22 protein-coding genes are annotated in these 21521 nt (G+C 62.0%); 7 read left to right on the top strand and 15 right to left on the bottom strand.

From position 1 onward, the window contains the following. From GTP46_RS23800 to GTP46_RS23790, 3 genes are all read right to left on the bottom strand, one after another. Positions 1-208: transposase (locus GTP46_RS23800; protein WP_161009113.1), on the bottom strand; the 208-nt coding region annotated here is incomplete at its 3' end. A 61-nt stretch (positions 209-269) separates the two neighbouring features. Beyond that, positions 270-1454, bottom strand: a complete 1185-nt coding sequence (locus tag GTP46_RS23795; RefSeq protein WP_161009112.1) for an acyl-CoA dehydrogenase — start codon at positions 1452-1454, stop codon at positions 270-272. An 89-nt stretch (positions 1455-1543) separates the two neighbouring features. Beyond that, a complete protein-coding gene (locus tag GTP46_RS23790; protein ID WP_161009111.1) occupies positions 1544-2047 on the bottom strand; it encodes a flavin reductase family protein in 504 nt (167 codons plus the stop codon). Positions 2048-2145: 98 nt separating this feature from the next. Here GTP46_RS23790 and msrA point away from each other — a divergent pair, with 98 nt between their 5' ends. Then, positions 2146-2670 (top strand): peptide-methionine (S)-S-oxide reductase MsrA, encoded by a 525-nt coding sequence (gene msrA, locus GTP46_RS23785; protein WP_161009110.1) that lies wholly within the window; start codon positions 2146-2148, stop codon positions 2668-2670. Here the strand turns inward: msrA and GTP46_RS23780 are convergent. From GTP46_RS23780 to GTP46_RS23765, 4 genes are read right to left on the bottom strand one after another with little or no spacing between them, the layout of a single operon-like run. Then, positions 2663-3874 (bottom strand): class I SAM-dependent methyltransferase, encoded by a 1212-nt coding sequence (locus tag GTP46_RS23780; RefSeq protein WP_161009109.1) that lies wholly within the window; start codon positions 3872-3874, stop codon positions 2663-2665. The two genes, msrA and GTP46_RS23780, sit on opposite strands and share 8 nt — an antisense overlap. 38 nt (positions 3875-3912) lie before the next feature. Beyond that, positions 3913-5148 (bottom strand): pyridoxamine 5'-phosphate oxidase, encoded by a 1236-nt coding sequence (gene pdxH / locus GTP46_RS23775; RefSeq protein ID WP_161009108.1) that lies wholly within the window; start codon positions 5146-5148, stop codon positions 3913-3915. A 52-nt stretch (positions 5149-5200) separates the two neighbouring features. Next, on the bottom strand, positions 5201-6190 hold the full coding sequence (locus GTP46_RS23770; protein WP_161009107.1) for a DUF4034 domain-containing protein: 990 nt from the start codon (positions 6188-6190) through the stop codon (positions 5201-5203). After that, on the bottom strand, positions 6187-7233 hold the full coding sequence (locus tag GTP46_RS23765; protein WP_161009106.1) for a hypothetical protein: 1047 nt from the start codon (positions 7231-7233) through the stop codon (positions 6187-6189). The genes GTP46_RS23770 and GTP46_RS23765 overlap by 4 nt, the downstream gene beginning before the upstream one ends. 88 nt (positions 7234-7321) lie before the next feature. Between GTP46_RS23765 and GTP46_RS23760 the strand changes: the two genes are divergently transcribed. From GTP46_RS23760 to cysK, 3 genes are read left to right on the top strand one after another with little or no spacing between them, the layout of a single operon-like run. Further along, complete coding sequence (locus GTP46_RS23760; RefSeq protein ID WP_161009105.1) at positions 7322-8161, top strand: tRNA threonylcarbamoyladenosine dehydratase; 840 nt, start codon at positions 7322-7324, stop codon at positions 8159-8161. 47 nt (positions 8162-8208) lie between these two features. Beyond that, positions 8209-8697, top strand: coding sequence for an FKBP-type peptidyl-prolyl cis-trans isomerase (locus GTP46_RS23755; RefSeq protein WP_161009104.1), 489 nt, complete (start codon positions 8209-8211; stop codon positions 8695-8697). 42 nt (positions 8698-8739) lie between these two features. Next, on the top strand, positions 8740-9672 hold the full coding sequence (gene cysK, locus GTP46_RS23750) for a cysteine synthase A (RefSeq protein ID WP_161009103.1): 933 nt from the start codon (positions 8740-8742) through the stop codon (positions 9670-9672). Here the strand turns inward: cysK and GTP46_RS23745 are convergent. The 6 genes from GTP46_RS23745 to GTP46_RS23720 form a co-directional block, all read right to left on the bottom strand. Continuing rightward, positions 9669-10688, bottom strand: coding sequence for a cation diffusion facilitator family transporter (locus GTP46_RS23745; protein WP_161009102.1), 1020 nt, complete (start codon positions 10686-10688; stop codon positions 9669-9671). The two genes, cysK and GTP46_RS23745, sit on opposite strands and share 4 nt — an antisense overlap. Then, on the bottom strand, positions 10685-11011 hold the full coding sequence (locus GTP46_RS23740; protein ID WP_161009101.1) for an ArsR/SmtB family transcription factor: 327 nt from the start codon (positions 11009-11011) through the stop codon (positions 10685-10687). Before GTP46_RS23740 ends, GTP46_RS23745 begins: the two co-directional genes overlap by 4 nt. A 56-nt stretch (positions 11012-11067) precedes the next feature. After that, positions 11068-11718 carry a hypothetical protein gene (locus GTP46_RS23735; protein ID WP_161009100.1) on the bottom strand — a complete coding sequence of 217 codons (651 nt, stop codon included), beginning with the start codon at positions 11716-11718 and terminating at the stop codon, positions 11068-11070. Between the two features lie 8 nt (positions 11719-11726). Beyond that, positions 11727-12212 (bottom strand): hypothetical protein, encoded by a 486-nt coding sequence (locus GTP46_RS23730; RefSeq protein ID WP_161009099.1) that lies wholly within the window; start codon positions 12210-12212, stop codon positions 11727-11729. A 6-nt stretch (positions 12213-12218) separates the two neighbouring features. Beyond that, positions 12219-12959, bottom strand: a complete 741-nt coding sequence (locus GTP46_RS23725; RefSeq protein ID WP_161009098.1) for a P-loop NTPase family protein — start codon at positions 12957-12959, stop codon at positions 12219-12221. Positions 12960-13029: 70 nt separating this feature from the next. Continuing rightward, the gene (locus tag GTP46_RS23720) at positions 13030-13518 is read right to left on the bottom strand and encodes a CinA family protein (protein WP_161009097.1); all 489 of its coding nucleotides are present in this window, start codon (positions 13516-13518) and stop codon (positions 13030-13032) included. 158 nt (positions 13519-13676) lie between these two features. Between GTP46_RS23720 and GTP46_RS23715 the strand changes: the two genes are divergently transcribed. Next, on the top strand, positions 13677-16283 hold the full coding sequence (locus GTP46_RS23715) for an EAL domain-containing protein (RefSeq protein ID WP_161009096.1): 2607 nt from the start codon (positions 13677-13679) through the stop codon (positions 16281-16283). Here the strand turns inward: GTP46_RS23715 and thiL are convergent. Together thiL and GTP46_RS23705 are read right to left on the bottom strand one after the other, a co-directional pair. Further along, positions 16268-17236 carry a thiamine-phosphate kinase gene (gene thiL / locus GTP46_RS23710; protein ID WP_161009095.1) on the bottom strand — a complete coding sequence of 323 codons (969 nt, stop codon included), beginning with the start codon at positions 17234-17236 and terminating at the stop codon, positions 16268-16270. The two genes, GTP46_RS23715 and thiL, sit on opposite strands and share 16 nt — an antisense overlap. Before the next feature lie 19 nt (positions 17237-17255). Continuing rightward, positions 17256-17654 (bottom strand): hypothetical protein, encoded by a 399-nt coding sequence (locus GTP46_RS23705; RefSeq protein ID WP_161009094.1) that lies wholly within the window; start codon positions 17652-17654, stop codon positions 17256-17258. Between the two features lie 311 nt (positions 17655-17965). On the opposite strand from GTP46_RS23705, the gene GTP46_RS23700 reads away from it, so the two are divergent. Together GTP46_RS23700 and gmd are read left to right on the top strand one after the other, a co-directional pair. Continuing rightward, positions 17966-20284 (top strand): NADP-dependent malic enzyme, encoded by a 2319-nt coding sequence (locus GTP46_RS23700; protein ID WP_161009093.1) that lies wholly within the window; start codon positions 17966-17968, stop codon positions 20282-20284. 185 nt (positions 20285-20469) lie between these two features. Beyond that, the gene (gmd, locus tag GTP46_RS23695; protein WP_161009092.1) at positions 20470-21513 is read left to right on the top strand and encodes a GDP-mannose 4,6-dehydratase; all 1044 of its coding nucleotides are present in this window, start codon (positions 20470-20472) and stop codon (positions 21511-21513) included. Positions 21514-21521: the final 8 nt, after the last annotated feature.

The following is a 21521-nucleotide window of genomic DNA, read 5'->3' as shown; positions in this document are numbered from 1 at the left end:
GCTTCAATACCTGAAGCCGGAACTGCGCATCATAGTGCTCAAACTTCTGACGCAATCCTGCTACGCCATGGCGTTCATAAAAGGCCACCCACGACCTCGCAACCGTTTCCGAAACGCCATTGCGACGCGCAACCTCGGCATACGTACTTTTACCTGATAGGCACTGCTTTACTACCGATAGCTTCAAGCGCTCATTGAATTTGGTCATTAAAAAACCCCAAGAGTTGGTGTCCAACTCTTGGGGTTCAGTTCACTAGGCAGCGGTTTTTTTATTGGAAGGCCTGAATGCCCGTTTGCGCTCGTCCCAGGATGAGCGCATGAATGTCATGTGTGCCCTCGTAAGTGTTGACCACTTCCAGGTTCACCATGTGACGGATGATGCCAAACTCATCCGAGATACCATTCCCGCCCAGCATGTCACGCGCCATGCGTGCCACATCCAGCGACTTGCCGCACGAGTTACGCTTCATCATCGAGGTAATCTCAACCGCCGCCGTGCCTTCATCCTTCATGCGGCCTAAACGCAGGCAGCCTTGCAGTCCCATGGTGATTTCAGTCTGCATATCCGCCAGCTTCTTCTGGATCAGCTGGTTCGCAGCCAACGGACGGCCGAACTGCTCGCGGTCCATCACATACTGGCGCGCCGTGTGCCAGCACGATTCCGCCGCGCCCAATGCGCCCCAGGCGATACCGTAGCGGGCCGAGTTCAGGCAGGTGAACGGACCCTTCAAACCGCGCACATCCGGGAAGGCGTTCTCTTCCGGCACAAACACGTTATCCATGACGATTTCGCCGGTGATCGAAGCACGCAGGCCGAACTTGCCGTGAATTGCAGGCGCGCTCAAACCAGCCATGCCTTTTTCCAGCACGAAGCCGCGAATCGCGCCTTCATCGTCCTTGGCCCAGACCACGAACACATCCGCCACTGGCGAATTGGTGATCCACATCTTGGCGCCGCTCAGCGCATAGCCGCCCGCCACTTTCTTGGCGCGGGTAATCATCGAACCCGGATCGGAGCCGTGGTTAGGCTCGGTCAGGCCGAAGCAGCCGATCCACTCACCAGTGGCCAGTTTCGGCAGGTATTTCTGTTTTTGCGCTTCGGTGCCGAACTCGTAGATCGGCACCATCACCAGCGAGGACTGCACGCTCATCATCGAGCGGTAGCCGGAATCGACGCGCTCGACTTCGCGCGCGATCAGGCCGTAGGCCACGTAATTCAGGCCGGGGCCGCCGTATTGTTCGGGAATGGTTGGGCCCAGCAGGCCCAGGTCGCCCATCTCGCGGAAGATGGAAATATCCATCTGTTCGTGGCGGAAGGCTTCAAGAATGCGCGGTTGCAGCTTGTCCTGGCAATAGGCGGCAGCGGCGTCGCGCACCATGCGCTCATCGTCGGTCAGTTGCTGGTCCAGCAGCAGAGGGTCATCCCAGTGGAATTGGGCGCGGGCTTGGCTCATAGATAGTCTCTCATTATGATGAATGCTGCCAGCATTCTATGCCGCCGCCCCGGTGCGCGCTTTTCAAAGAGCGACACCAATTTCCGTTTTTAGCCCAGACCGGCGAACTGGCCGCTATGGAAAATCAGGGGAGGGCAAGGCGAAAACTCGCAGAATTCCACTTCGCCAACGAAAATCACGTGATCTCCCTCAGGATAGCGGCTACGGTTATGGCATTCAAACCACGCTGACACGCCCTTGATGATGGGCTGGCCGGTACGCGACAGCTCGTATTCCAGCCCTTCCCACGGGTCGATGCCACGGGTGGCAAAGCGCTTGGCCAGGTGGGCTTGTTCGGCATTCAGCACATTGATCACATAATGTGAATTGCCGGTAAAGATGGGCATGCTGTTGGCGTTGTTGGACAAGCTCCACAGCACCAGCGGCGGATCCAGCGACACCGAATTGAAGGAACTGGCGGTCAGGCCGCGGAACGTGCCGTCGGCGAGGCGGGTGGTGATAATGGTCACGCCCGTGGCGAACTGGCCCAGCGCCTGGCGGAAATGGGCGGTATCGAAGCTGCGCTCGTCGGCGCGTGGGGAAGAGGTGTTCATGGTCTGTCATTATGCCAAAGTTTGTGCGCCGATAGCGAATTGCCGAGGTTTGCGTTACAGTGGCTGTATGGGTGAGTCTTCTAGCTAAAGGGGGAGTCATGACGGAAACGGCGATACTGGGCGGCGGCTGCTTCTGGTGCACCGAGGCGGTGTACATGGAAGTGAAGGGCGTGACGTCGGTCGTCTCCGGCTATACCGGTGGCCAAACCGAACACCCCATCTATGAGCAAGTGTGCGCCGGCGAGACTGGCCACGCGGAAGTGATCAAGCTGGAATTCGATCCGGCCGTGATCACCTATCGCGATTTGCTGGAAATCTTCTTCACCATCCACGACCCGACCACCCTCAACCGGCAAGGCAACGACGTCGGCACCCAATACCGCTCCGTGATCTACGCCCTGTCGCCGCAGCAGGAAGCCATGGCCCGCCAGGTGATCGCGGAAATGGCTCACGTGTGGGACGCGCCCATCGTCACCGAACTGGCCCCGGCCCAGGTGTTCTACCGGGCCGAGGACTATCATCAGGACTACTTCCGCCAGCACCCGATGCAGGGTTACTGCGCCTTCGTGGTGGCGCCCAAGGTGGACAAGTTCAAAAAGACTTACGCCAACCGCGTCAAATAGCCGCTGGATACATGTGCTTGCGCGACCACGGCAGCGCTGCCGCGCGCTGGCTCGCCTTGCGGCCGACGATCTGGTACAGGCTGATCCAATCCTGCTCAAACGCGTAGGCGCAGCCAGCCAGATACACGTGCCAGATGCGGTAGCGCTTGTCGCCGCCCAGCGCGCGCACCTGCTCGCCATTCGCCTCGAAATTATCGGTCCAGATGGCGCAGGTGCGGGCGTAGTGGCGGCGCAGGTTTTCCACGTCGCTGACTTCCAGCGCGCCTTGCTGCATGGCCTTCAGCACGTGGCCGATGTGGGCCAGCTCGCCGTGTGGGAACACATATTTCTCGATGAATTCACCGCCGCCGTAGGGCGTTTCGCCGTTGTCGGGATCGGTGGTGGTGATGCCGTGGTTCATCACCACGCCATCGGGCGCCAGCAACTGGTGGATGGTGGCGAAATACTCGGTCAGGTGACGCAAGCCCACATGCTCGAACATGCCGACGCTGGTGATGCGGTCGAACTGGCCGCGCACATCACGGTAATCCTGCAAGCGGATGTCGACCAGATGTTCGAGCCCGGCCTCGCGCACGCGCTGCTGCGCCAGCGCGAACTGGTTTTCCGACAGCGTGACGCCGACGCAGCGCGCCTGGTACTGCTGGGCGGCGCGGATAACCAGCGCGCCCCAGCCGCAACCGATGTCGAGCAAGGTCTGGTTCGGCTGCAGTTCGATCTTGCGCAGGATGTGGTCGATCTTCTTGAGCTGGGCGGCGGCCAGGTCTTCATCGCCATCCTCGAAATAGGCGCAGGAATACACCATGCGCGGATCGAGGAACTGCTGGTAGAACTCATTGGAGACGTCGTAGTGATAGCGGATGGCCTCGGCATCCTTCTGCTTGTTGTGGCTGATGGTGCGCACCAGCCGCGCGAACTTGCCTTCGGCCTTGAGCGACGTGCGCGCCAGCGCATTGACCACGGCGATCATATCGCGCGCCTTGCCCTTGACCTCAATCGCTCCCTCCACATAAGCCGCGCCGAGATTCGACAGCGACGGCGTCAGCAGATAGCGCGCTGCTGCCACGTTGGGCAGGCGGATGGTCACGCGCGGCGCTTCGCTGGACAGGTCGACCTGCTGGCCGTTCCACAATTCGATGCGCAGCGGCAGCGTGAGCTGCTCGCGCATGCCGGAGATCCAGTGGCTGAGTTGATTCTGCAAGAACAAGATACCCTCCTCACCGCGCTGGCGGGAGGGCGGCGCGCCTACGGTTGCAGGCGTTCCTTCACCCAGCTGCCATCTGCTTGTTTCACATACACGATCCGGTCATGGAAGCGCGAGCGGCGCCCCTGCCAGAATTCAATCCGCTCCGGATCGAGGCGGAAGCCGCCCCAGTGCGCCGGCCGCACCGGATGCTCGCCGCTGGCTGCCGCAGCCGCCTCGTAGTTGATTTCCATCAGCTCGCGGTTGGCGATGGGCGCACTCTGCTGCGAAGCGATGGCAGCGATCTGGCTCTTCACCGGACGGCTGTAGAAATACTTGTCGCTCTCTTCGGCGGCGGTTTGCACCACCTTGCCTTCGATACGCACCTGCCGTTCCAGCTCACTCCAAAAGAATAACAACGCCGCGTGCGGATTGGCGCGCAATTGCTGGCCTTTCTGGCTTTCGTAATTGGTGTACCAGGTAAAGCCCCGGCTATCGTATTGTTTGATCAGGACGATGCGCGAGCTCGGCTTGCCGTCCGCATCGACCGTGGCCACGCTCATCGCGTTGGGCTCGTTCACCTTGGCGTGCAAGGCTTCCTCAAACCACTTGCCGAACTGGGCGATCGGATCGTCTAGCACATCATGTTCCGTCAGGCTGGCGCGGCCGTAATCGAGGCGCAGATCCGCCAGTACCACGCCGTCGGCCACGGTGTTGTTGCTCGGCGCGGCTTGTTGTTCGGGCACCTGGCTGATCGGCAGGTCGGGGGTAATCCCGCGCCGCACCTGCATCGCGCTGCCCAGCTGCGCCATTTGCTCGGCGCTGAACAGGCGCTTGGCCATCGGCGCGATATTGCTTTCCTCCACCACCATGTGGACCGCGTAGGTGTCGCAGAAACGGGTCACATCATTGGCGGAGAGGGTAGAGCTGGCGCCATTGGCAATCTGCTCAAGTTGCGATTTGATTATAGACCAGTCCTTATCCATCTGCTGGTGGCCAGCCAGGATGCCGGGCACCAGCTCGGCGAGCAGGGCGGCATCGGCCTCACGCGCGGTAGCCTGCAGCATCGGGATCAGGTTTTGCTCCTCGTCCTCATGGTGCAGGTGGGCGGCCTTGTTGAAATACTTGAGCACCGCCTGCGCAGCCTGCTGCGCCTCAGCGTCGGCGCCGTGCTTGGGCAAGTGACCGAGTAAGTTCTGCATGGTTTGCAGCTGCTTGCGGATGCGGTCGTGGCAATGCTTCAGTACAGCGATCGGCTGGCTGAAATCTGGGGCGGTGTCGAACAAAGTAGTGCTCATGGCGTAGGGGCTCTGGCTGGTAATAGGCATATTCTAAAATACTTCGCCCTCCTTAGCCCTGCCTGGCCCAGCGCTGGCAGCTTTCGAGGCTGCGCTCGCCGTTCGGGCCCCAGGCATCGGGCTTGAGCTGCTTGCCCAGCAGATCGAACTGGGCCAGCAGCGTGGCTTTATCTTTGGCTAAACAGGCCATGTGGGCGTAGCGGTTGCGGCGGCCGGTGCTGGGGTAGCGTGAGAGCATATCTTCATAGCTTTGCTTCATGGTCGGCCAGTCGACGTGGCTGTCTTCGAACAGGGCGTGGCCGTAGTCGTCATCCGCCGCTGCCGAGTACAGGCGCGAATACATGCCGCTGCCGAATTGCGCCTTGGTCTGCTCGGTGGCCTTGCGGATGAAGCGGTCCAGCCGCTTGTTGTCGCCGCCCCACTTGGGCAGCAGGCCGGTCAGGGCGGTGAAGTACAGGCTGGTATCGTCCGGATTGCGCTTCAGGCCGTCGTTGAGGATGTCCCAGATTTGCTGGTCGTCCCAGTTCATGGTCTTGGCGATGTTGAGCAGGACCGCGTGGCCGTAGCTGTCGGTCAGCGCGACATCGGCGTGTTCCAGCAGGTACTGGGCGGCGCGGTGCTGGTAGTTTTCGAAATCCTTCCATGCCTCCGGCGGCACATCCTTGACGAAGCCGGTGCCGCGATAGGCCCAGCCGTGCGCTACCAGCACCTGGGCGTACAGGATATGGGCCAGCGCCGATTGTGGATGCTCTTTGGCCCACTGCAGCGTCAGCTTTTCCAGCTCCTGCAAGTAGGCCTCGTTGCTGCTGTTGTCGACCACCCGGTTCACGCCGATGCGGAACCATTCCAGATCCAGTACGCCCTCGCTGTTGACGTGGCCGGGCTGGCGCAGCGCGGCGTTTTGCTGCTCCAGCGCGGCAAAGTCGCCCCACCAGAAGGCCTGGATGGCTTGCGTGGTGATGGGCGATTCTTCGGCGGCGCCAGCGCTCGCGGCGACGCATAGCAGCAGTGACGGCAAGAGTTTGCGGATCAGGGATGTCATGGCTGGGTGTCCTCCAGTTTCCATACCAGCTGGAATTTGGGCAGCTTGCTGTCCTGCGCGTACTTCAGCGTTGGCGCGTCGAACAGGGTTTCAAACGCCACTGGCCGCACGCCGCGGATGCCCGGCACGGTGATCTTGCGCTCCACCACACTCGCTTGCTGCAGCTTGACTTGCCCGACGGTGGCGCCCTCAGCATGGAAGCGGGTGGCGATGGGCGGGTAGGGCGGCTTGCCGTTGGCGGCCGCCGGTTCGAACATGCCGGCAAAGCGCATATCGACGCTGATCAGAGTGCCATAGCGGAAAGCATTCAGGGCGGCCGCCGGCGCCACGCCCTGTTGCAGACTGCGCTTGAGCCACCATTGCTGCAACAGGCATTGGTCTTCGGGTGCGAAGGTGGCGTAGTTTTTCTTATCGACCAGCAGCTGCATGGCCAACATCGGCGGCAGGGCTGGCCGGTCTTTGGCATTCGAGTTGAGCAGGGCCTGCGCGGCGTCCTGCGGCAGCGGCTCGGGCCACGCGGCCGGTGCCGGACGAGGCTTGCCCCAGTGCGCCAGCAGTTCGCGTTCGGCCGCCAGCATCGCTGGCCGCTGGGCCGCCGGCAGTTGCTGGATGCGGGCGATGCGGCTGGCGTAGTCGGTGAAACGGGGATCGCTGTGCAGCTTGCACGCTTGCGGTGCGCTGGCTATCACGGCCAGCGTGGTTTGCTCGTAGGCGGTGTCGCCCGGCTCCAGCTGCCATAGCGCCAGTTCGTTCAGCACCCGCGCCCATGTCGCGAACAGCGGATACCACTGCTCGTTTTGCTTGCCGCTGGCGATTTGCTGCTGGCGTTCTTCCGCCAGCCAGGCCGGCAGCAGGGCGTTGATGCGTTCGAGGTGGGCGGCGCTGAGGGCGGTCGCGCTGGCGCGCAGTTCGGCATCCAGCGGCAATTCCGGCGACAGCTCAAAGGAGCGCGCCAGGTTGCCGCGCAGATTACGCAACATGTCTTGGTCTTGCTGGTCCGGCACGGCGGCGACGGCGGTGGCGCAACAGAGGAGGAGCGGCAAGCACAGGCGCATGGCAAACCTTTCTTGGACGAATGTTGTCAAATTTGATATTAGCATTGATTGTGCCGCTGTCCGTTAAAATGGCGGGATGAACAGCCTTCCTTCTTCCCAGTTTGACGACGTCGACTTCGAGCGGCGTTTCGGCGGCATTGCCCGCCTGTACGGCGCGCACGCGCTGGAACGTTTCCGCACCGCCCACGTTTGCGTGGTCGGTGTGGGCGGCGTTGGTTCGTGGATAGTCGAGGCGCTGGCGCGCAGCGCCATCGGCCAGCTCACGCTGATCGACCTCGATAACGTGGCCGAGTCGAATATCAACCGCCAGATCCAGGCCCTGAGCAGCACCGTCGGCATGGCCAAGATTACGGCATTAGCTGAGCGCATCGCCCAGATCAACCCATTCTGCAAGGTCAACCAGATCGAGGAGTTTGTCGAGCCGGACAACCTCGAACAGATGATGGGCGCTGGCCAGTACGATTACCTGATCGACGCCACCGACTCCGTCAAAGCCAAGGCCGCCATGCTGGCCTGGGCCCGCCGTCACGATATGCCGGTGATCACCATCGGCAGCGCCGGCGGCAAGACCGACGCCGCACAAATCTCGGTGCGCGACCTGGCCAGGACCGAGCAGGAACCGCTGCTGAAAAAAGTGCGCAAGATCATGCGCGCCCAGTACGGTTTCCCGCGCGGCGAGAAGACCAAGTTCCACATCGACGCCGTGTTCTCGATGGAGCCGCTGAAATTCCCGGAAACCGGCGAGGTCTGCACGGTCGATGGCGACGACCGCAATGGCGGCGTCACCGGCCTCAATTGCGCCGGCTTCGGCTCGGCGATGGTGGTTACCGCCACCTTCGGCATGGTGGCCGCCGGCCACGCGCTGCGCCGCTTGGCCGATGATGCACTGCCAACTACGTCCCCAGAGGCCGTCTAGTTTGTTATCATTCCGAGTTGTCTACAGAACTCATCGAAAGAATCCACATGAAGCGTAGTGCCGTTTTCGTTGCAATCTTGCTGGCTGCGGCCTTCGCCCAAGCACAGCAATTGGCCCAGCCTGCTGCCGCGCCAGCTGCCCCTGCTGCGCCGGTCGTGGTTGGCTCGGCCACGCCGGGCCCGGCTGCCGAGCAGCTGATCATCACCGATACCGTGGTCGGCACCGGCAAGGAAGCCACCACCGGCGCCACCGTCTACATGCACTACTCGGGCTGGCTGTACCGTCCGCTGGCCAAGCAGATGCACGGCAAGCTGTTCGATACCTCGATCCCGCGCGGTGAGCCGCTCGACTTCGTGCTGGGCGCCGGCCGCGTGATCAAGGGCTGGGACCAGGGCATCAAGGGCATGAAGGTGGGCGGCAAGCGTACCCTGATCATTCCGTCCGACCTGGCCTACGGTTCGCGTCCGAGTCCCGGCAGCAACATCCCGCCGAATTCGGCCTTGATCTTCGACGTAGAACTGGTGGACGTCAAATAAAAGCGTAGACTGGAACCTCCGTCCCGAACTCGGAGGTTCTTCATGAAGATTGCCAACGACGTCACCGCACTGGTCGGCCACACCCCCCTGGTGCGGCTGAACCGCCTGAACAAGGGCAGCACTGCCCAAATCCTCGCCAAGCTCGAATACTGCAATCCGGCCCACAGCGTGAAAGACCGCATCGGGCTGTCCATGATTGAAGCTGCCGAAGCGGGCGGCCAGATCCGGCCCGACACCATCATCCTTGAACCGACCAGCGGCAACACCGGCATCGCACTGGCCATGGTGTGTGCGGCGCGCGGCTATCGCTGCACCCTGGTCATGCCGGACACTATGAGCCGCGAACGGCGCATGCTGCTGCGTGCCTACGGCGCCGAGCTGGTGCTCACGCCGGGCAGCGAGGGCATGATGGGCGCGATCCGTCGCGCCGACGAGCTGGCCGCGTCCGATCCACGCTACCTGATGCCGCAGCAGTTCAATAATCCGGCCAACCCGGACGTGCACCGTCGCACCACGGCGGAAGAAATTTGGAACGATACGGATGGCCGCGTCGACATTCTGGTGGCCGGCATCGGCACCGGCGGCACCATCACTGGCGTGGGCGAAGCGATCAAGGCGCGCAAGCCAGAGTTCCGCTGCGTGGCGGTGGAACCAGAAGCGTCACCGATTTTGTCCAAGGGCACCAAGGGCCCGCACCCGATCCAGGGCATAGGCGCTGGCTTCGTGCCGGGCGTGCTCAACACCAAGATCTACGACGAGATTGTCTGCGTGTCGAACGACGATGCGTTTGACACGGCACGCCGGGCGGCGCGCGAGGAAGGACTGCTGGTGGGGATCTCCTCCGGCGCCGCGCTGTGGGCAGCGCTGCAAGTGGCGCTGCGGCCGGAGAATGCGAACAAGATTATCGTCACGATCATCCCGTCGTTTGGCGAGCGGTACCTGAGTACCGCCCTGTATGCCAATCTGGCGGATTAGTGTGCGTGGGCGTGAGCGCTGACGGGTTCGGCTGCCGGCGTTTTTAAACAGCACTCCTGCTCGCTGGCGCCGAGGCGGATTTGCAGGGTGCTGTGCTGGATCGAGAATTCCTCGCGCAGTTCCTTGCTGATGGCGTCGATCGCCGCGTCGCCTGGATAGCCGGACGGCGTCACCAGCTGTGCGGTCAGCGCATTCTCGGTAGTGCTCATGGCCCAGATGTGCAGGTCGCACACCTCGCTCACACCCGGCTGCTTGCGCAGGAATTGCTCGATCTTGCTACGGTCCACATTGTCCGGCACGGCGGCCAGCATCATGCGCAGCGACTGCTTGAGCAGCGACCAGGTACTGATCACAATAAACGCCACGATGATCATACTGACCAGCGGGTCCAGCCAGTTCCAGCCGCTGTAGCGCACGATCACACCGGCGACCAGCACGCCCAGCGAGATGGCGGCATCGGCCGCCATGTGCAGGTAGGCGCCGCGGATGTTGATGTCGTCCTTGCTGCCGGACATGAACAGCCAGGCCGAGAAGCCGTTAATCAGGATGCCGACACCAGCCACCACCGACACCGTCAGGCCGGCCACCGGCTCCGGATGTGTCAGCTGCTGCACGGCTTCCCAAGCGATACCGCCGCAGGCCGCCATCAGCAGCATGGCGTTGAACAGCGCGGCCAGCATCGAAGTGCTGCGCAGGCCGTAGGTGTACTGGTTATTTGGGGCACGTTTGGCGAGGATGGCCGCGCCCCAGGCCAGCATCAGGCCCAGCACGTCGGACAGGTTGTGGCCGGCATCGGCCATCAGCGCGGTGGAGTTGGCCAGGAAGCCGTAGAAAAATTCGATCGCCACGAACACCGTGTTGAGCACGATGGCGATGGCAAACGCGCGGCCCATAGTGTTCGGGTCGCCGTGGTGATGATGGTGGCCGTGGGCATGGCTGTGGCCATGATCGTGGCCATGGTGGTGGTCATGATCGTGATCGTGATCATGGTGGTGATGGTCGTGGTGCTTGCTCATGCTTCGGTCCCGGTGGAAGGTTCGGCGATATGTTCCAGCATATCGTTGAGTACGCCGCTGATATGGGCATCGGCGGCGGAGTAGAAAACTTGCTTGCCCTGGCGTTCGGATTTGACGATGCGGGCGGCGCGCAGCAGGCGCAGGTGGTGGCTGACCAGCGAGCCGCTCAGTTCCAGTGTAGCGGCGATCTCGGAGACGGCAATCGGCGCCGGCATACAGGCCAGCACGATGCGCAGGCGCGTCGGATCACCGAGCAGGTGGAATAAGTCAGCCAATTGGGCGATCTGGGGATCGCAGGTGGAGTAGTCGTGCTGGCAGCTCATGATTGCTAACAAATGAATAGGTGTTCATATGTTAGCACAAACTGCCGGGGCAGTCGTTATTCGGCCTTGGTGCTCTTGGCGAGGTCGTCGCGCAAGCCTTGCAGGTTGCCGTCGATGCTTTCGTAGGCACCTATCATCTGGCGCAGCGTGCGGTACAGGGCCTTGGTGTCGGTTTGGCCCATTTGCAGATTGCTGATGGTGTCCTGCATTTGCGGGCCATTGAGGAAATTGTTGGTGCCGCTGAGACTGATCGCCTGCATGTCGCGCATGCCGGCGTACACGCTGGAATAGCGTTCCAGTTGTTCGCGCGGCATCCAGCTGACGGCCTGGCTGGCCACCGCTACTTCCCATGCCTCGCGCCGCAAGGAGGGCACGTGCACGGCCAGGCTGAGGCGGTCCTTCAGGTTCAGCTGCTTGATCAGCGCCGGCTCATCGGTCTTGTCATGGATGCCGGCCAGCAGTTCGGTGCGCAGCGATTCCAGCTTGGCTACCTGCGCATTATTGTGGGTCAGCGTGGTATCGAGCTCCTTGATGTTGACCTGGATCTCGGCGTCGATCTTGCTCGCCGCCTCGTGGGCCTGGTGGCTGTGATGCAGCGTCTGCACGGTATGCTCCAGCGCCAGCGCCGTGATGATACTGACTACGATCATCAGGTACTCGCTGCCGAATTCCTTGAAGGTCTTTGCTTTAGGGACTTCAAAGTGCATAACGTTCCTTATTTTTGCAGTGCCGCTTCCAGTTCTGCGCGGGTTTTCGGATCGAGCTTCTGGATCGCTTGTTCCAGTTTCTCAGCTTTTTGCAGGGCTAGAGTTTGCTCCGGTGTCAGGCCATTGTTATGGAAGGCGGCCTGGCCGCCTAGCACGATCAGGGCGGTGGCGAGGGCGATGCCGGCGGCGGCGCCTAGCAGGCGCAGTTCGCGCGGAGTGATCGCAGCGGTCTGGGTCGCGATCGGTCGCACCATGCCGGCGGACGGCGTCGGCACGTAGCCGGGCGGGTGCTCCGCCGCAGCGTGGCCGTGGCCATGGTGCTGGGCCTGCTGCAGCAAGTTGGCGGAAGCAGCGTCGATGCGCGCGATGTGGCGTTCCACCGCTTCTTCCAGCACCGCCTCGTTCAGCGCCACCAGCGCGAACACCGGGTCGTCCACATCGATGCGGACGCCGGTCTTTTCAAATACGAGGGTGCGCAGCTTTTGCTGGTCCATGCCGGCTTACCACTGCACGTTGTCGAGTTGCTCGAACAGGTCGCGGAACACCACCTTGATGCGCTGCTTTTCCATCACGTTGAATTTGTCGCTCTCGCGCACTTCGGTGGCGGTCAGGCGCGCCGTGTTCATTTTCTTGATGTCGGCGCCGAAGGTGTCGGCATTGCGCGCCGACAGCACCACGCGGCCCACCACGCGCTGCGCGTTGTCGGCATAGGTTTGCGATTCGATGAATTGCTTGCCGGCCGCCGATTGCAGCAGGCCGAAGTGTTCGTTCTCCCACAGCACCAGCGGCACCGAGGTGGCCTTGGCGGTGGAGACAAAGCCCATGGCGGTGTCGTGCAGCGTATCGCCGCCGCCGACGATGGTGTGGATGTAGACCTTGCGGCCCGATTCCTGCAGCAGCGCAAAGCAGTCGTTCTCGATCAGGTAGCCCATCAGCGGCGAGAAGGTATTGGCGCCGTTGTCGATCACGCAGTTGCCTTCTTCTTCCAGCAGGTCGATCATCAGCGCGTCGAAGCGCTTGTTGTCGATGGTGCGGCTGTCGGTCATTACCGGCACATGCTTGACGTTCATCGCCTTGTAGCGCGAGAAGGTCGCATTCTCCTGGTCGGTATCGTAGCAGCGCAGCGGCTGCTGGCCTTCGGCCAAGTCCTTGCCCGCGATCCATTGCGCAAGGATGGTCGAGACCAGCGTCTTGCCGATGCCGCCTTTACCCTGGAGAATAAAATGTACCGTGTTTTGCATCAACTACTCCTGAATCGCTTGTGAATGCGTCGAGAGTAATTGTTTTGCCGCGCGAAGGCAACCGGCTGGCCTAATTAATGAAGCGCAGCAGGCCCTGCAGGGCGTGGATCACGGTTTGCTCGCGCACCGCGCGGCGGTCGCCGCTGAATACCAGCCGCTCGGTGTGGACGGTGTCGGCATTTGCCCAGCCAAAGCACACGGTGCCCACTGGCTTGCCCGGCACCGCGCCGGTGGGGCCGGCGATGCCGGTGGTCGAGACCGCGATGTGCGCATTGCTGGAGCCCAGCGCGCCGCTGGCCATGGCCGCCGCCACTTCTTCCGACACGCTGCCCATCTGCGCGATCAGCGAGGTGGACACGTCCAGCATTTCGGTCTTGGAGGCGTTGGAATAGGTGATGAAGCCGCAATCGAACCAGGCGGTCGAGCCGGCGATTTCGGTGATGGCCTGGGCCACGCCGCCGCCGGTGCACGACTCGGCGGTGGCCAGGATCAAGCCCTTGTCCTGTAGTGCTTTGCCGACCTGCGCGGCGAGGTCGAGGATGGTGTCGCTGTTACTCATGGCTACTCCTTCGCTAGTTCCGGGGCTTTGCAGCCACTGTACCATGCACTTCATAATCGATGCCAGTGGTGCACGGAAATTTGTTATAGTGGCAACCGTGCGCCACTTCCGGTGCAGGCTGCTAAAGTAACTGATGAGCTAGTTCCCTCGGAGGCGAAATGATCAGTCAGACCGACATCCATCACGCCCGCATCCTGATCGTCGACGATCAGCCGGTTAATGTCGAATTATTGGAGTACTTGCTCAACTCGACCGGCTACAAGGCCGTCAGCTCTACCACCGACCCGCGCGTGGTCGCTGGCTGGCACGCCAAGCACCGCTACGACCTCATCATCCTCGACCTGCAAATGCCCGGCATGAGCGGCTTCGACGTGATGGATGCACTCAAACAGCATGAGCCGGATGGCTGGCTGCCGGTGCTGGTCGTCACCGCCCAGCCCGACCATAAACTGCGTGCTTTCGAGGCCGGCGCGCGCGATTTCATCAGCAAGCCTTTCGATCCGATAGAGACGTTGACGCGCATCCGCAACATGCTGGAGATGCGGTTACTGCACAACCGCGAGCGCGATTACAACGCCCGCCTCGAACAAACCGTGCGCGAACGGACCGCCGAACTGCAGCGCTTCCGCAGCGCCATGGACGCCACCGCCGACGCCATCTTCCTGCTCGACATCGACAGCGCCGACCTGGTGGACGTCAACGATGGCGCCTGCCGCATGCTGGGCTATCCGCGCGGCGAGATGCTGGGCCACAGCGCCAGCCGGCTTGGCCTCGGCTCGCCGGACGCCTTGCGCAAGCAGGCCGAGCGGCTAGCGGCCTACGCTACCGCCGTCGGCCAGCCCCGCTCGCCGGAACTGGCCGAGCTGGAGCTGATGCGCAGCGACCTGATCTCGGTGCCGGTCGAGCTGTACTGGCAGTTGCTGCAACGTCCCGGCCAGCCGTCGGTGATGCTGGGCGTGGCGCGCGACATCAGCGAGCGGCGCCAGTCGGAAGAACTGCTACAGCGCATGGCCCACTATGACAGCCTGACCGGCCTGCCCAACCGCACCCTGTTCTTCAAGGCGCTGGGCGACACCATCGCGCTGGCGCAGGACAAGGCCTGGCGCATCGCCGTGCTGTTTGTCGGGCTGGACCGCTTCAAGGGCATCAACGATACGCTGGGCACATCGCGCGGCGACGATTTGCTGCGCCAGTTCAGCAACCGCCTGGTGCAATGCGTGCGCATCCGCGACACCGCCGGCCGCCTCGGCGGCGACGAATTCGCGCTGATCATCACCATGAGCCGCGACCAGCAGGACGCCGTCCACGCCGCTAACGAAGTGCGTGACGCGCTGCGCCAGCCCTTCGACCTGGATGGCCAGCAGGCCGTGCTCAGCGCCAGCATCGGCATCGCCATGTATCCCGACGACGCCACCGATCCGGAAACGCTGGTCAAGTACGCCGACACCGCCATGTCGCGCGCCAAGCAGGCCGGGCGCGACGGCTACCGCTTCTTCACCGCCGGCATGAATGTGCAAGTGCTGGCGCGCCTCGACATGGAGCTGGCGCTGCGCCGCGCCTTCGACAACCACGAGCTGCGCCTGCACTACCAGCCCAAGGTCAACCTGCACACCGGTGCGATTGCCGGCGTGGAGGCGCTGCTGCGCTGGCAGCGGCCCGGCTTTGGCCTGGTCTATCCGGCCGAGTTCGTGCCGGTGCTGGAAGAAACGGGACTGGTGGTGCGTGTGGGCGGCTGGATCATCGATGCCGCCTGCAAGCAGATCGCCGCGTGGCTGCACGATGGCACCGGTCCGGTGCGGGTGGCGGTCAACGTTGCCAGCCGCCAGTTCGTGGAAGGCGACCTTGAGCTGACGGTGCGCGACGCGCTGCGCCGCCACAATGTGCCGCCGGAATTGCTGGAACTGGAACTGACCGAAACTGCGCTGATGTCCCACGCCGAGCGCACCATCACCGTGCTGAAAAACCTGAAATCGCTGGGCATCAAGGTGGCGATTGACGACTTCGGCACCGGCTATTCCTCTCTGGCCTATTTACAGCGCTTCCCGATCGACAAGCTGAAAATCGACATCGCCTTCGTGCGCGAAATCACCACCAATCCCAACGATGCGGCGATTGCACTGGCCATTATCAGCATGGCGCACAGCCTCAAGCTGCAGGTGATTGCGGAAGGGGTGGAGACGCGCGCCCAGCTGGAGTATTTGCGCCGCAGCCGCTGCGATGAAATCCAGGGCTACTTCTTCAGCCGTCCGCTGCCGCCGGACGAGCTGGGCCGGTTGGTGCAATCGGAGCACAGCCTCCCGCCGGCGCCGGGCACGGCCAGCCAGCCGGCGCAGACTTTGCTGATTGTCGATGATGATGTGAATGTGCTGTCGTCGCTGCACCGCCTGTTCCTGCGCGACGGTTACCAGATCCTGACCGCCGCCTCGCCGACCGAAGCGTTCGAACTGCTGGCCCTGCATGCGGTGCAGGTGGTGGTGTGCGACCAGCGCATGCCGGTGATGAGCGGCACCGAGTTCCTCAGCAAGGTCAAGGAAATGTATCCCGAGACCATACGCATCATCCTGTCCGGCTACACGGGGCTGGAGGCGGTGCTGGATTCGATCAACCGCGGCGCCATCTACCGCTTCTACACCAAGCCGTGGGACGACACCCAGCTACGCGACAATATCCGGCTGGCCTTCCATCACTACTGGGTGATGCATGGCAGCGGCCAGCTGGTCGGGAAGCCGGGCGAAGATGTGACCGTGCTTCAGGAAGTGAAGTGATCGAAGCTGGACAGTTTGAGGTCCAGCGCTGCGCCTTGTGCATCCACTAAACGCAAGCCGCCTGCCGCATCGATCGTCCCGACGCGCGTTACCGCCGTCGCCACGCTGGCCGCCGCCGCGCTGATGGCCGCGCGCGATGAGGCTGGCGCTGTGAAGCACAGCTCGTAGTCATCGCCGCCTGCTGCCGTGTAGGCGCGGCGCAAGCCGGTTTCCTGCGTGACCAGCACATCGCCGGCTGGCAGCGCATCGACATCCAGCGTGGCGCCTACTTGCGACAGCTTGAGGATGTGGCCGAGATCGCCAATCAAACCGTCCGAAATATCGATCGCCGCGTGGGCGATGCCTTGCTCAGCCAGCAGCACGCCCAATGCCACGCGCGGCACCGGCGTGTGCATGCGCACGGCAGCGGTGCGTAGGGCGGCCTCATCCAGCGGGAACTCCTTGCGATAGCCGGCCAGTGCGAGGCGGGCGTCGCCCAGCGTGCCGGAAATCCAGATATCGTCGCCGGGCTTGGCGGCGCTGCGGCGCAGGGCCTGGCCCGGACGCAGTTCGCCAAATACAGTGATGCAGATGTTGAGCGGCCCCTTGGTGGTATCGCCGCCGATCAGCTCGATGTTGAAAGCGTCGGCCAGCGCAAACAAGCCTTGCGAAAAGCCTTGCAGCCAGTGGCGATTCGCCTCCGGCAGCGCCAGCGCCAGCGTGAAGCCGACCGGGCGCGCGCCCATGGCGGCCAGGTCGGACAGGTTGACGGCCAGCGCCTTGTGGCCCAGCCGCACCGGGTCTTCGCCGGCGAAGAAGTGGCGGCCTTCCACCAGCATGTCGGAGGAAATGGCGGTCTGCATGCCAGGCGTGGGCGCGATCAAGGCGCAATCGTCGCCGATACCGAGCGCAGCGCGCGCGGCATGGTGGGGACGCTGGAAGTATTCTTTGATGAGGTCGAATTCGGAAAGCATGGGCGGTATTGTACCGCCCCTATTCAATCTGCCTTTGCAGGCTTTCCATGCCGATGGCCGGCAGTGATTCGTCGGACAGGAATAGCCAGTCATGGTTGGCCAGCCGCACCGCCACGCCGTTGACGTGGAAACGGCTCAACAAATTCGGCGTGAAGAACAGCTGCGGCCCGGCTTCATACGAGGCGCCGGCCAGCACGATGTACAGTTTGCTGGCACCGGCTGCGATGGTGGCGGCTTCCAGCGTCAGCTGGTCCAGCTTGCCCTGGCCGGTGTGGATCAGCCCGCCCAGCGAGCGGGTGTAGACAAAGGCCAGTTGCTGGCCATTCTCTTGCCAGCGCAGCAGCTGCTGCCACGCCGCGCCCTGCGGCGAGGCGCCGGCTGGCTCTGGCAAACGCTTGGAAACAATCAAGGCAGACATAGGAGCTCCCGATGAATAGCGGATAGCATCAGCTTAGTCGAATTCTGCATTAGCACGCTTCGCATGGTGAAATATCCACAATTTCAATCAAATTTTATCAATCGATAGTTAAAGTTAATTGTCTCGGAAAATTGATTATGTTGCGCCTATCCGTCGTTCATTGTTGCAAAAATTCGGCTAACCCCCGCCATGTTCATAAAAAATGCTGATAAAGGTTAATACAGTTGGTGAAAATACCTACTTAATTGAAAGAATTGGTCTGATAAAATCATAGGCCTTCGATCGCACAATATGGGAAGGCAGTAAAGCACATGGATTCGTCACCTGAGAAAAAAGAAGCAATTCGTCAACAACTGCGCGTTGCAGCGCTGGAGTACCACGAGTTCCCAACCCCGGGCAAAATCAGCGTAACGCCGACCAAGCAACTGACCAACCAGCGCGACCTGGCGCTGGCCTATTCCCCAGGCGTGGCAGCGCCTTGCGAAGAAATCGTCATCGACCCGGCCAACGCCTATAAATATACGGCGCGCGGCAATCTGGTAGCGGTAATCACCAACGGCACCGCCGTGCTGGGCTTGGGCAATATCGGCCCGCTGGCCGCCAAGCCGGTGATGGAAGGCAAGGGCGTACTGTTCAAGAAATTCGCCGGCATCGATGTGTTCGACATCGAAATCAACGAGCAGGATCCAGACAAGCTGGTGGACATCATCGCGTCGCTGGAACCGACTTTCGGCGGCGTGAATCTGGAAGACATCAAAGCGCCGGAATGCTTCACCATTGAGCGCAAGCTGCGCGAGCGCATGAAGATTCCAGTCTTCCATGACGATCAGCACGGCACTGCGATTATCGTCGGTGCAGCCATCCTGAACGGCATCTCGCTGGTCGGCAAAGACATCAAAAAATGTAAGCTGGTGGTCTCGGGCGCGGGTGCTGCAGCGCTGGCCTGCCTGGACCTGATCGTCGACCTCGGCTTCCCGCTGGAAAACATCTACGTAACCGACCTGGCCGGCGTGGTCTACAAAGGCCGTACCGAGCTGATGGACCCGGACAAGGAACGCTTCGCCCGCGAAACCGACGCCCGCACCCTGGCCGAAGTCATTCCCGATGCAGACATCTTCCTCGGCGTCTCCGCTGGTGGCGTGCTGAAACAAGACATGGTCAAGGCCATGGCGCCGAACCCGCTGATCCTGGCGCTGGCCAACCCGAATCCGGAAATCCTGCCGGAAGAGGTCAAAGCCGTGCGCGGCGACGCCGTCATGTGCACTGGCCGCTCGGACTACCCGAACCAGGTCAACAACGTGCTGTGCTTCCCGTACATCTTCCGCGGCGCGCTCGATTGCGGCGCGACGACGATTACCCGCGAAATGGAAATCGCCGTGGTGCACGCGATTGCCGAGCTGGCGCATGCCGAGCAGTCGGATATCGTGGCCACCACCTACGGCTTCACCAATCTGTCGTTTGGTCCGGACTACCTGATCCCGATGCCGTTCGATCCGCGCCTGCTGACCAAGATCGCTCCGGCCGTGGCCAAGGCGGCGGAAGATTCCGGCGTTGCCACCCGTCCGATCAAGGACCTGGTCGCCTACGAAGAAAGCCTGCAGCAGTTCGTCTACCGTTCGGGCACCTTCATGAAGCCGCTGTTCCAGGTCGCTAAGAAAGCGCCGCTGGACGTCAAGCGCATCGTCTACGCCGAGGGCGAAGAAGAGCGCGTGCTGCGCGCCGTGCAAGTGGTGTGCGACGAGAAGCTGGCGCGTCCTATCCTGGTGGGCCGTCCGGCGGTGCTGGAATCGCGCATCACCAAATTCGGCCTGCGCCTGAAGCAGGGCGTGGACTTCGACGTCATCAATCCTGACCACGACGAGCGCTATCGCGACTACTGGCAGGATTACTATGAGCTGACCGCACGCAAGGGCGTCACGCAAGAGTACGCCAAGCTGGAAATGCGTCGCCGTCATACCCTGATCGGCGCCATGATGATCAAGAAGGGCGACGCTGACGGCATGATCTGCGGCACCTTCGGCACCACCCAGCTGCACCTGCACTACATCGACCAGGTGCTGGGCCGCCGCGAAGGCGCTTGCGTGTACGCCGCCATGAACGTGCTGGTGCTGCCGCAGCGCCAGCTGGTGATGGTCGACACCCACGTCAACGAAAACCCGGACGCCAACGAACTGGCCGCGATCACCGTGATGGCTGCGGATGAAATGCGCCGCTTCGGCCTGTCGCCGCGCGCCGCGCTGCTCTCGCATTCGAACTTCGGTTCGTCCGACAACGCTTCGGCCCGCAAAATGCGCGCTGCGCTGGAGTTGGTCAAGCAGCGCGATCCGTCGCTGGAAGTGGACGGCGAAATGCACGGCGACACCGCCCTGGATTCGAAACTGCGCAACCAGATCATGCCAGGCTCGACCCTGACCGGCGACGCCAACCTGCTGGTGATGCCGAACATCGAATCGGCCAACATCGCCTACAACCTGGTGAAGACGGCGGCCGGCAACGGCATCGCGGTGGGTCCTATCCTGCTGGGTTGCGCCAAGCCGGTGCACATTTTGACGCCATCGGCCACCGTGCGCCGCATCGTCAACATGACCGCCCTGTGCGTAGTGGACGCGGTCGCCCAGCGCAAGGCTTAAACTAGTTTCACCTTCGGGGTCAGCTCTGTCAAACGGACAAAATGTCCATTTGACAGAGCTGACCCCGAATTTATTTCTCCTGTAACAATGTGTAAGTGATGTAAATCGCGGGTTTTCGTTAGAAATGCGCTTGTAGCGCTCTGTTACAATGTTGGGTTACTAAGATAAGCTATGTGTAATTCACCATGCAGAAAACAAAAAAAGCGCTGGTTACCGGCATCACCGGCCAAGATGGCGCATACCTGGCGCAGCTGCTGCTGGAAAAAGGCTATGAAGTTACTGGCACTTACCGCCGCACCAGCTCGGTCAATTTCTGGCGCATCGAGGAATTGGGCATCCAGTCGCATCCGAACCTGCATCTGGTCGAGTACGACCTGACCGATCTCGGTTCCAGCATCCGCCTGCTGCAAAACGCCCAGCCGGACGAGGTGTATAACCTGGCCGCGCAGAGTTTTGTTGGCGTGTCCTTCGAGCAGCCGGTTACCACCGCCGAGATCACCGGCATCGGCCCGGTGAACCTGCTGGAAGCCATCCGCATCGTGAATCCGCAAATCCGCTTCTATCAAGCGTCGACCTCCGAGATGTTCGGCAAGGTGCAAGCCGTGCCGCAAAAGGAAGATACGCCGTTCTACCCGCGCAGCCCCTACGGTGTGGCCAAGCTGTACGCCCACTGGATGACGGTCAACTACCGCGAGTCCTACGGCATCTTCGGCTGCTCGGGCATTCTGTTCAACCACGAGTCGCCACTGCGCGGCCGTGAATTCGTCACCCGCAAGATCACCGACTCGGTCGCCAAGATCCACCTCGGCCAGCTGGACGTGCTGGAACTGGGCAACCTCGACGCTAAGCGCGACTGGGGCTATGCCAAGGAATACGTGGAAGGCATGTGGCGCATCCTGCAAGCCGATGAACCGGACACCTACGTGCTGGCCACCAACCGTACCGAAACCGTGCGCGATTTTGTCTCGATGGCGTTCAAGGCGGTCGACGTGGCGCTGGCGTGGAGCGGCGAGGCCGACCACGAAATCGGCACCTGCAAGAAAACCGGCAAAGTGTTGGTGCGCGTGAATCCTAAGTTCTACCGCCCGGCGGAAGTCGAGCTGCTGATCGGCGATCCGGCCAAGGCCACCAAGGAATTGGGCTGGAAACCTTCGACCACGCTGGAACAGCTGTGCCAGATGATGGTGGAGGCCGACCTGCGCCGCAATAAAGCCGGCTTCTCTTTCTAAGGAGTCTG

The organism is Duganella flavida (genome assembly GCF_009857445.1).
Classification (GTDB): Bacteria; Pseudomonadota; Gammaproteobacteria; order Burkholderiales; family Burkholderiaceae_D; genus Rugamonas; species Rugamonas flavida.
This window is presented reverse-complemented; position numbering and strand designations above follow the sequence as displayed.

Excerpts from the sequence above, each read along its gene's own strand:
- GTP46_RS23795 (WP_161009112.1), bottom strand. The coding sequence starts at position 1,454 with ATGAGCCAAGCCCGCGCCCAATTCCACTGGGATGACCCTCTGCTGCTG.
- GTP46_RS23790 (WP_161009111.1), bottom strand. The coding sequence starts at position 2,047 with ATGAACACCTCTTCCCCACGCGCCGACGAGCGCAGCTTCGATACCGCC.
- msrA (WP_161009110.1), top strand. The coding sequence starts at position 2,146 with ATGACGGAAACGGCGATACTGGGCGGCGGCTGCTTCTGGTGCACCGAG.
- pdxH (WP_161009108.1), bottom strand. The coding sequence starts at position 5,148 with ATGAGCACTACTTTGTTCGACACCGCCCCAGATTTCAGCCAGCCGATC.
- GTP46_RS23770 (WP_161009107.1), bottom strand. The coding sequence starts at position 6,190 with ATGACATCCCTGATCCGCAAACTCTTGCCGTCACTGCTGCTATGCGTC.
- GTP46_RS23760 (WP_161009105.1), top strand. The coding sequence starts at position 7,322 with ATGAACAGCCTTCCTTCTTCCCAGTTTGACGACGTCGACTTCGAGCGG.
- GTP46_RS23755 (WP_161009104.1), top strand. The coding sequence starts at position 8,209 with ATGAAGCGTAGTGCCGTTTTCGTTGCAATCTTGCTGGCTGCGGCCTTC.
- cysK (WP_161009103.1), top strand. The coding sequence starts at position 8,740 with ATGAAGATTGCCAACGACGTCACCGCACTGGTCGGCCACACCCCCCTG.
- GTP46_RS23745 (WP_161009102.1), bottom strand. The coding sequence starts at position 10,688 with ATGAGCAAGCACCACGACCATCACCACCATGATCACGATCACGATCAT.
- GTP46_RS23740 (WP_161009101.1), bottom strand. The coding sequence starts at position 11,011 with ATGAGCTGCCAGCACGACTACTCCACCTGCGATCCCCAGATCGCCCAA.
- GTP46_RS23735 (WP_161009100.1), bottom strand. The coding sequence starts at position 11,718 with ATGCACTTTGAAGTCCCTAAAGCAAAGACCTTCAAGGAATTCGGCAGC.
- GTP46_RS23730 (WP_161009099.1), bottom strand. The coding sequence starts at position 12,212 with ATGGACCAGCAAAAGCTGCGCACCCTCGTATTTGAAAAGACCGGCGTC.
- GTP46_RS23725 (WP_161009098.1), bottom strand. The coding sequence starts at position 12,959 with ATGCAAAACACGGTACATTTTATTCTCCAGGGTAAAGGCGGCATCGGC.
- GTP46_RS23720 (WP_161009097.1), bottom strand. The coding sequence starts at position 13,518 with ATGAGTAACAGCGACACCATCCTCGACCTCGCCGCGCAGGTCGGCAAA.
- GTP46_RS23715 (WP_161009096.1), top strand. The coding sequence starts at position 13,677 with ATGATCAGTCAGACCGACATCCATCACGCCCGCATCCTGATCGTCGAC.
- thiL (WP_161009095.1), bottom strand. The coding sequence starts at position 17,236 with ATGCTTTCCGAATTCGACCTCATCAAAGAATACTTCCAGCGTCCCCAC.
- GTP46_RS23705 (WP_161009094.1), bottom strand. The coding sequence starts at position 17,654 with ATGTCTGCCTTGATTGTTTCCAAGCGTTTGCCAGAGCCAGCCGGCGCC.
- GTP46_RS23700 (WP_161009093.1), top strand. The coding sequence starts at position 17,966 with ATGGATTCGTCACCTGAGAAAAAAGAAGCAATTCGTCAACAACTGCGC.
- gmd (WP_161009092.1), top strand. The coding sequence starts at position 20,470 with ATGCAGAAAACAAAAAAAGCGCTGGTTACCGGCATCACCGGCCAAGAT.